The organism is Butyricicoccus faecihominis, assembly GCF_014648015.1.
In the GTDB taxonomy this organism is placed as follows: Bacteria; Bacillota; Clostridia; order Oscillospirales; family Butyricicoccaceae; genus Agathobaculum; species Agathobaculum butyriciproducens.
Genome location: NZ_BMQH01000008.1, coordinates 72,285 through 80,465 on the forward strand (window position 1 = coordinate 72,285; position 8,181 = coordinate 80,465).

8 protein-coding genes and 2 tRNA genes are annotated in these 8,181 nt (G+C 54.5%); 7 read left to right on the forward strand and 3 right to left on the reverse strand.

Annotated features, from left to right (window positions below; genetic code table 11):
• Positions 1–59: 59 nt before the first annotated feature.
• Both IEY11_RS09070 and IEY11_RS09075 read right to left on the reverse strand, forming a co-directional pair.
• Positions 60–740 carry a DUF4367 domain-containing protein gene (locus tag IEY11_RS09070; RefSeq protein WP_188886346.1) on the reverse strand — a complete coding sequence of 227 codons (681 nt, stop codon included), beginning with the start codon at positions 738–740 and terminating at the stop codon, positions 60–62.
• Complete coding sequence (locus IEY11_RS09075) at positions 741–1,274, reverse strand: RNA polymerase sigma factor (RefSeq protein ID WP_118729612.1); 534 nt, start codon at positions 1,272–1,274, stop codon at positions 741–743.
• A gap of 198 nt (positions 1,275–1,472) precedes the next feature.
• Here IEY11_RS09075 and IEY11_RS09080 point away from each other — a divergent pair, with 198 nt between their 5' ends.
• From IEY11_RS09080 to IEY11_RS09110, 7 genes are all read left to right on the forward strand, one after another.
• A complete protein-coding gene (locus IEY11_RS09080) occupies positions 1,473–2,159 on the forward strand; it encodes a hypothetical protein (protein WP_188886347.1) in 687 nt (228 codons plus the stop codon).
• 223 nt (positions 2,160–2,382) lie between these two features.
• A tRNA-Phe gene (locus IEY11_RS09085) sits at positions 2,383–2,458 on the forward strand.
• Positions 2,459–2,719: 261 nt separating this feature from the next.
• Positions 2,720–2,795: transfer RNA gene (locus IEY11_RS09090), tRNA-Gly, on the forward strand.
• A 431-nt stretch (positions 2,796–3,226) separates the two neighbouring features.
• A complete protein-coding gene (lepA, locus tag IEY11_RS09095; protein ID WP_188886348.1) occupies positions 3,227–5,038 on the forward strand; it encodes a translation elongation factor 4 in 1,812 nt (603 codons plus the stop codon).
• The gene (gene hemW, locus IEY11_RS09100; RefSeq protein ID WP_118729614.1) at positions 5,025–6,167 is read left to right on the forward strand and encodes a radical SAM family heme chaperone HemW; all 1,143 of its coding nucleotides are present in this window, start codon (positions 5,025–5,027) and stop codon (positions 6,165–6,167) included. The genes lepA and hemW overlap by 14 nt, the downstream gene beginning before the upstream one ends.
• Positions 6,168–6,248: 81 nt before the next feature.
• A complete protein-coding gene (locus tag IEY11_RS09105; RefSeq protein WP_118285197.1) occupies positions 6,249–6,518 on the forward strand; it encodes an ACT domain-containing protein in 270 nt (89 codons plus the stop codon).
• 72 nt (positions 6,519–6,590) lie between these two features.
• A complete protein-coding gene (locus tag IEY11_RS09110; protein WP_110437238.1) occupies positions 6,591–7,949 on the forward strand; it encodes a PFL family protein in 1,359 nt (452 codons plus the stop codon).
• 50 nt (positions 7,950–7,999) lie between these two features.
• Here the strand turns inward: IEY11_RS09110 and IEY11_RS14650 are convergent.
• A partial coding sequence (locus tag IEY11_RS14650) for a hypothetical protein (protein ID WP_207727235.1) occupies positions 8,000–8,181 on the reverse strand: 182 nt, incomplete at its 5' end.

An 8,181-nucleotide genomic window follows, 5' to 3' on the forward strand; every position in this document is an offset into this window, starting at 1 on the left:
ATTATAACACCGCGGCAGGGCAGGCCGCAATAGCAATTCTTTGCAATATCAGCAGAGAATTACTGCAGATTCTCGATGAGTTTGCGGCAGGTATCGGCGGGTAGGCTGCTGTACAGGTGATAGACGATGTCATCGTGCGTCCAGAGGAGCGTGACCGTGCCGTTTTTCTCGATCATCGTAACCGGACTGCCGTGCAGAGCAAATTCGGTAACGGATGCGTTTTCCGTGTCCACGAGCTTGTGTGCCTCCGAAGTGTCCGTAATCCGGGTGCAGGTCAGGTCGAGAAAATCGGTAGTGCTCTCGTAGGTAACGGTATAGCCGTTAGGTGTGCTGCGCTCATCGGTTTTGTGCATGGTATCCGGCAGACCGGACAGAACCGGCGGTGTGAACGCCTTGCTGTCGGTTTCGGACGGCAGGGCAGACGAAAAACGATAGTCGGTCAGGTCGTTAAACACGCGCACGACAGTATTGATTAGCGATACGCGGTATGCTTCTACGCTCATCGCGCAGCCGAACGAAACCGCAGCGGAAAGCAGCAGAACAGCGGCCGTGCGGCGCGCAAGACGAAGGCTCCGGTTGAACGCCGCAGAGTGCTTTTGCGCACGCATCAGACGGCGCATTTCGCGCCGGAATTTCCGGGAGAAACGGTGCTCAGGCAGCGCATCCGGCGTACAGGCTTGCAGCCACAGCTCGCGCGCTTCGGCGGCCTGCGCGGACAGCATATCGTCAGTGATCTTCATTTACGGTTCCTCCATCCCACTCAGCGCTGCGCTGAGTTTTTCCTTGGCACGCTGGATGAGCTTGCGCACGTTCGGCTCGGTTGTATCCAGAATATTCGCGATCTCCGCGTTGGAATAGCCGCAGTCGTACCGCAGAAGCAGTACCGAGCGGTAACGCGGCGGCAGTGCAGCGATAGCGGCCGCCAGAGTGTCGCGCTCGGCGAGACGCTCAATCTCGGCGGCAGGCGCGGCTCCGACATATTCTTCGACAAGCGGCAGGACATTGCGGCGCTGCTTTTCGCGGTACAGGTCGATCGCTTTGTGCTCGGTAATAGTGACGAGCAGCGCACGCGTTTTGTGACACCTCGGTGAAGAAATGGTGTCCAGAATTTCGATGACTTTGAGAAAAGCCTGATGCACCACGTCCTCCGCATCTCTGCTGTTGCGCAGAATGCGGTTTGCGGTGTAGTACATCAGATTTTTGTATTCGCTGTAAAGAATCTCGAACTTGGACTTGTCTGCGTCCGAGTCGATCATTGCCAGATAGAGAAACATTTTTACGCCTTCCTGCCTATTATTTTAGCAGATTATAGCATATTGTGCCTGACGATGCAATCTGAAGAGCGGATTTACAGGCTGCTCTTCTCATGGCGAAAAAATTTCTAAATTTTTTGCGGAAGAGTGTCACAAAACCGGAAGGGCATTCGTCTATATAGTATGAGCAGGGCAGGAGAGCCGGAAAGGAGGGATTGCGTGGATAATCGCAGGATATGGCTTCGATTGGGCGGCGTACTGGCTGCGGCAGCTGTCTGCACGGGCGGTGCAGCTGTTGTCTCCGACCGTGCGCAGGAAGCGAAAAATGCACAGACAGCGTTCCTCGGCGCGATGGAAACGCAGATGCAGATAGGGTGCTATCCGTCGGAGACTGGCTCACCAGCCGACCTGACCGAGCGGGAACGCACGGAATTGCAGACGGCATACGTCTCACGGGTGGAGCAGTATTACGCCGAGAAAAATCCCTGCCGGGAACGATACATTGCGCTGAACGAGGGGATTTTGACGGCTGCCGACCCAAATGTAGAATACAGCGAGTCCTGCGGTGCAGCTGACTGCCGATTTGACAGCGTGAGACTGTCCGCAGACCGAATGACGGCAGTGGTGCAAGCACAGATCATTGTCTGGGATAAACGAATCTCCGGCAATCCGGAGCAGGGATTTTCGGTGGAGCTGCCGGTCAATCGGGATACCATCACTGCGATCATGAAGAAGGAGAACAGCGCATGGAAACTGGGCTCGATTGATTCACAGACCAGCGTGTTGGCTGCTGTGCCGGCCAATGACGAGATTTGCAGAGAACGCTATCCGACATTTCAAATGGCAAGGCAGGCGGCAGACAGTATAGATGACCAGGCATACATAAAGGAGGCGCGTTTCGCTTGAACTATTTTGGGCTGCACCGTGTGGCTGCTCCCGCATGAAAAGGATAGAGCGGCGGACTTGTTGTGGGGACAAATCCGCCGTAAACAGAAGAGAAAAGTGAAAACAGTCGCAGGATGAACTGCTGTGACTGTTTTCTCCTGCTTGCAGAATATACAAAAAATTTTGAAAAAAGTTGTTGACATTTCCGAGGGAATATAATATACTAAACAAGCGCTGTAAAAACGCCTCTGTAGCTCAGTCGGTAGAGCAGGGGACTGAAAATCCCCGTGTCGGTGGTTCGATTCCGCCCGGAGGCACCATTTTTTAATGAGTGCCATTGGCACTCATTAAAAAATAATACCTCCGTGCTGAGGAATCGAGGCCGTAGCCCTCTAACCTCTGAATTGTCGCTTTGCGACATTGGAATGAGAGCAGGCGGCTCTTGGAAATATGCCGGTGGCATATTTCAACCAGCGTGGCTTTTTCCGTAGAAAAAGCGATTCCGCCCGGAGATGTAGCGTCGGAGCGACAAGTAACCCATCTTCGAGTTAAAAATCGCGTTAGCGCGAAAAATCAAATATGCGGCTGTAGCTCATCTGGTAGAGCGCCACCTTGCCAAGGTGGAGGTAGCGAGTTCGAGCCTCGTCAGCCGCTCCAAATCAAAGGGCACCGATGTCATTCGGTGCTTTTCTTTTGGCCGCAGCACACTCGCTTCCTCCACCTTCATGAAATCAGAGGTCGGGGTCCCCGTGAAAGCCTGCGGCTTTTGCGGGGTGTGGATGCGAGTTCGAGCCTCGTCAGCCGCTCCAATTAGAAGCACCGAGTAAAATCGGTGCTTTTGTTTTACCCCAAACCGCCGGCCGCCGCTAATTCTTTGTCGGTTTACTGCTTCATCATGATAATACAATAACCGCTTTGCATGAAATTCCTCTTATCAGAAAATGAAATTTATGAAAAAATACAAAATTCACGTTTGCAGCAGAGAAACAAACGTAAACTGCGAAAGAACGCTTGTGACACCCCGCCAAATATGCTATAATGAGCCTATATTTATTAGGTTTACAGTTTACAGATAAGGAGCTTTCGACGTGAAAAATCGCGAGCAAATTCGTAATTTCTCCATCATTGCACATATTGACCACGGCAAATCTACGCTGGCAGACCGTCTGCTGGAGCAGTGCAAGGCCGTTTCCGTGCGTGAAATGGAGGAGCAGTTACTCGACAATATGGAGCTTGAGCGTGAGCGCGGCATTACCATCAAGGCGCGCGCTGTCCGCATGGAATACACCGCGGACAACGGCAAGACCTACGAAATGAACCTGATCGACACCCCGGGTCATGTGGACTTCAACTATGAGGTTTCACGTTCTCTGGCGGCGTGTGAGGGTGCGCTTCTGGTCGTTGATGCGGCACAGGGTATTGAGGCGCAGACGCTCGGCAACACCTATCTTGCCATCGACGCCGGTCTGGAGGTCGTGCCGGTCATCAACAAGATCGACCTGCCGGCGGCAGACGCGCCGCGCGTCAAGAAGGAGATCGAGGATATCATCGGCATTCCGGCAGAGGACTCGCCCGAAATTTCCGCAAAAATGAATATCAACATTCACGAGGTGCTCGAGCGCATCGTAACCGATATTCCGGCGCCGGAGGGCGATGCGGATGCGCCGCTGCGCGCACTCGTGTTCGACAGCCAGTACGACCCGTACAAGGGCGTTGTCGCTTACATGCGCCTGCTTGACGGTAAGATCTGCCCGGGCATGAAGGTCAAAATGATGGCCACCGGTGCTGAATTTCAGGTACTTGAGTGCGGCTACATGCTGCCGCTTGGTCTGTCTCCGCAGCAGGAGCTGTGTGCGGGTGAGGTTGGCTACTTTACCGCCTCTATTAAAAAGGTGTCCGACACCCGCGTGGGCGATACCGTTACCGGTGTGGAAAATCCGACGCCGGAGGCGCTGCCCGGCTATCGTCCGGCACGTCCGATGGTATTCTGCGGCATTTACACCGAGGACGGCTCCAAGTATCCCGATCTGCGTGACGCACTTGAAAAACTGCAGCTCAATGACGCAGCGCTGTCGTTTGAGCCGGAAAGCTCGGTCGCACTCGGCTTCGGTTTCCGCTGCGGCTTCCTCGGTATGCTGCACATGGAGATCATTCAGGAGCGTCTCGAACGTGAGTTTGACCTCGATCTTGTCACCACCCTGCCGAGTGTTATCTACGAGGTCAGCAAGACTGACGGCACCGTGCAGCGCTGCGACAATCCGCACGACTATCCGAGCCCGGATGTCATCGAGGAGGCCCGCGAGCCGTATGTTAAGGCATCCATCATGACGCCGCAGGAGTTCGTCGGCAATATCATGCCGATGTGTCAGGACCGACGCGGCATCTTCAAGGATATGCAGTATCTGGACTCCAATCTGGTCGAGCTGCACTATGAAATGCCGACCGGTGAGATCATTTATGACTTTTTCGACGCGCTCAAGGCTCGTACCAAGGGTTATGCGTCGCTCGATTATGAATTTATCGACTACCGCAAGAGCGATCTCGTTAAGGTCGATATGCTGCTCAACGGCGATCAGGTGGACGCGCTGTCCTTTATCGCGCACCGCGACAAGGCCTACGGCCGTGCCCGCCGTATCTGCGAAAAGCTGAAGGAAAATATTCCGCGCCAGCTGTTCGAGGTGCCGATTCAGGCAGCCATCGGCGGCAAGGTTATCGCCCGCGAGACGGTCAAGGCGCTCCGCAAGGACGTACTGGCTAAGTGCTACGGCGGTGATATCACGCGCAAGAAGAAGCTGCTCGAAAAGCAGAAGGAAGGCAAGAAGAAGATGCGTGCGCTCGGCACGGTTCAGCTGCCGACCGAGGCTTTTATGGCTGTGCTTAAACTCGATGAGGAAAACTAACGCTGCAACAGGCGGCAAGCTGCTCGGCCTCTACCTGCACATCCCGTTCTGCGTGAAAAAGTGCGCGTACTGCGATTTTTATTCGGTCACGGATGCGTCGCTCAAAGCCGATTACACGGCGGCGCTGATTCGTGATATAAAGGCGTACGGCGAACGCTGTTCCGGTTACACGGTCGATACCGTGTACATCGGCGGCGGTACGCCGACCTGCCTTGGCGCAGACTATCTCAGCAGGATTTTACAGGCGGTCGGGGCATGCTTTGCGATTGCGGAAAACGCCGAAATCACGGTGGAATGCAATCCGGAGAGCACATATCAAGCGGTGCTGGAGGCCATGCATAAGCACGGCGTCAACCGGCTCTCGTTTGGCGTGCAGGCGGTGCACGACACCGAGCTCAAACGCATCGGCCGTATCCACGACTTTGCACAGGCACAGGCAGCCGTAGAACTCGCACGGCAGTGTGGCTTTACCAACATCAGCCTTGACTTGATGTACGGCCTGCCAAACCAGACGCAGGCGCAGTTTCTCGACTCGGTAACGCAGTGTTTGACGTTGAATCCGCAGCATTTGTCGTGCTACGGACTCAAACTGGAGCCTGCAACACCGATGGGACGTGAAAATCCGGTTCTGCCGGATGATGATACGCAGGCAGATACCTATCTTGCCATGTGCAGGCTGCTCCGCAGGAACGGCTTCGAGCACTATGAAATATCAAATTTCGCAAAACCGGGTTTTCGTTCCCGGCATAATTTCAAATACTGGGATCTTTCCGACTATCTCGGACTGGGACCGGGTGCCCATTCCTTCCTGAATGGCCGCCGGTTCGCGTTTGCCCGGGATATCAGGGCTTATATCAGCGGTGAGAGCATCCCGCAGGACGAGGAGGAGGTCTCGGACTTCCGGCGGCAGGGCGAATACCTGCTGGTGCGTTTGCGGACCTCGGACGGTGCGGATATGCACGATCTCGAAAACCGATACCATGTCAGCACGGCTCCTTACGAGCAGGTATTCCGCATGCTGGAAAAACACGGTCTTGCCGCTCACGAGGGTACACGGTGGTATCTCACCGAACAGGGCTTTCTGGTTTCCAACAGCATCATCAATACCGTGGTGGAAGCCGGAGAATAATTGAGAACGACGGATTCTCAATTTTCCATTATTCATTTGTTTGTGATAAATTAACATATACGCAAAAATGGAGGAATCAACATGCGCGCAGTAATCACAGTAACAGGCAAGGACCGTACCGGTATCATCGCCAAGATCTCGAACACGCTCTATGAGCATCAGGTCAACATCATCGACATTTCTCAGAATGTAATGGACGATGTATTTGCAATGGTCATGCTGGTAAACATTGATAAGTGCACCGTAGACTTCAACACGCTCATCGACCTGCTTGACAAGGATGGTGAGGAGCTCGGCATGAAGATTCACACCATGCATGAGGACATCTTTGACGCAATGCACAAAATCTGACAAATTGACGGAATCGAGAGCAGGTAACCGATTCTCAACTCTCAATTTTTCAGGAGGTTTAGTTAAATGTCTATGATCAACACGAAAGATATTCTGGAAACCATTAAGATGATCGAGGAGGAGCACCTCGACATTCGTACCATCACGATGGGCATTTCGCTGCGCGACCTTGCGGCGGACGACATTAATGTGCTGGCGGACAAGGTATACGATAAGGTAACGCGCCGTGCGGAAAAGCTGGTTGCCACCGGCGAGCAGATTGAGCGCGAGCTTGGCATCCCGATCATCAACAAGCGTATTTCGGTAACGCCGATCGCCATGGTCGGTGCGACCTCCTCGGCAAACAGCTATGTGCCGCTGGCCAAGGCGCTTGACCGTGCCGCTGCGACCACCGGCGTTAACTTTGTCGGCGGTTTCTCGGCTCTGGTGCAGAAGGGTTTTGCCAAGGGCGATGAGATCCTGATCAACTCTATTCCGGAGGCAATGGCGGAGACCAATCTGGTCTGCTCGTCGGTCAACGTTGCGTCCACCAAGGCGGGCGTCAATCTGGATGCCATCGGTCTGATGGGCCGCATCATCAAGCAGACCGCAGAACTGACCAAGGACAACGATTCCATGGGCTGCTCCAAACTGGTTGTTTTTGCTAACGCAGTAGACGATAACCCGTTCATGGCCGGTGCGTTCCACGGCATCGGTGAGCCGGAGACCGTTATCAACGTTGGCGTATCCGGTCCGGGCGTTGTGCAGTCCGCAATCCGCCGTGCAGGCGACTGCTCCATCGGTGAGGTTGCCGACGTGATCAAGAAAACTGCGTTCAAAATCACCCGTATGGGTCAGCTGGTTGGCGCACTGGCAAGCCAGCGTCTGGGCGTGCCGTTCGGCATTGTTGACCTGTCTCTCGCACCGACGCCGGCGATCGGTGACTCGGTTGCGCGTATCCTCGAGGAAGTCGGTCTGGAGGTCTGCGGCGGCTGCGGCACGACCGCAATCCTCGCTATGCTGAACGATGCCGTTAAGAAGGGCGGCGTTATGGCATCCTCGAGTGTCGGCGGTCTGTCCGGCGCATTCATTCCGGTTTCCGAGGACGAGGGTATGATTGCGGCGGCTCAGGCAGGCGCACTGACCCTTGAGAAGCTCGAAGCAATGACTGCGGTATGCTCGGTTGGTATCGACATGGTTGCTGTTCCGGGTGACACCACCGCCGAGGTCATCTCCGGCCTGATCGCGGACGAAATCGCAATCGGTGTTGTCAACACCAAGACCACTGCTGTCCGTGTTATCCCGGCCATCGGCAAGGGAGTCGGTGATATGGTCGAGTTCGGCGGCCTGCTTGGCTCGGCTCCGATCATGCCGATCAAGACCGGTTCTCCTGCGAAGTTCATTAACCGCGGAGGTCGTATTCCGGCTCCGATTCAGAGCCTCAAGAACTAACTGCATAAAGCGCATAAAAACAGCTCAGCAATGCCTGAGCTGTTTTTATGCTATGCCTGTGAGACGAAAAGACGCCCGCTCAAAAAATGAGCGGGCGTGAGACTGTCGAAAAACTTCGTTTTTCGAGCAGCCTCTCGCTCGAAACCACGCTTTCGAGCGAATACTGAAGAAAAACCGCGCCCTGCGGGCACATTTTTTCTTCCCTTGTATAAAAAGTCAGGTACACGCCCCG

Bases quoted from the DNA above. Each gene is read 5' to 3' on its own strand.
- IEY11_RS09110 (WP_110437238.1), top strand. From the start codon at position 6,591: ATGATCAACACGAAAGATATTCTGGAAACCATTAAGATGATCGAGGAG.
- IEY11_RS09105 (WP_118285197.1), top strand. From the start codon at position 6,249: ATGCGCGCAGTAATCACAGTAACAGGCAAGGACCGTACCGGTATCATC.
- IEY11_RS09070 (WP_188886346.1), bottom strand. From the start codon at position 740: ATGAAGATCACTGACGATATGCTGTCCGCGCAGGCCGCCGAAGCGCGC.
- hemW (WP_118729614.1), top strand. From the start codon at position 5,025: ATGAGGAAAACTAACGCTGCAACAGGCGGCAAGCTGCTCGGCCTCTAC.
- IEY11_RS09075 (WP_118729612.1), bottom strand. From the start codon at position 1,274: ATGTTTCTCTATCTGGCAATGATCGACTCGGACGCAGACAAGTCCAAG.